Source organism: Bradyrhizobium sp. BRP19, assembly GCF_020194195.1.
GTDB lineage: Bacteria > Pseudomonadota > Alphaproteobacteria > Rhizobiales > Xanthobacteraceae > Bradyrhizobium > Bradyrhizobium yuanmingense.
The window spans coordinates 1-439 of record NZ_JADYVZ010000133.1 but is presented as its reverse complement, the minus strand read 5'-3'; the positions used below and the strand labels follow the sequence as shown (position 1 = coordinate 439).

Sequence of the window (439 nt, the reverse complement as noted above, 5' to 3'; positions counted from 1 at the left end):
CCCTGAATCCGAGGTTCGCACCCTTCTGAGAGGAGTATCTACGGCTTTGACAGCAGCAAAAAAAACCATCGCAGAACCAGCGGCGGTGTCGGCGGACGACCTGCCACCGACTGCTGCCGGCAATGGCGGAGGACGGCGCCGGATTCAATCCGCCGACAAGGCAACGGAGGTTCTTCTTGCACTTGTCGAGGCGGGTAAGGCGACGCCCCTCCGAGATCTGGCGCGCGCTATCGGCATGCCAAACAGCCTCGCGCATCGCTATCTCGCGAGCCTGATGGCAAGCGGTCTCGCAGTACAGGATGAAGTCACCGGTCACTACGACCTTGGGCCGACGGCGGTACGCATCGGCGCGTCCGCCCTCGCCCGAATTGATCATCTGCGCCTCGCCAGTGAAGCGATGCCGCAGCTAGTTTCCAGCACGGGATTGCCCGCGCTGCTG

At 63.1% G+C, this 439-nt stretch carries 1 protein-coding gene; it reads left to right on the top strand.

Going from position 1 to position 439, the window contains the following annotated elements; translation table 11 throughout:
* Positions 1-46: 46 nt before the first annotated feature.
* A partial coding sequence (locus tag I6F36_RS38850) for a helix-turn-helix domain-containing protein (RefSeq protein WP_225173280.1) occupies positions 47-439 on the top strand: 393 nt, incomplete at its 3' end.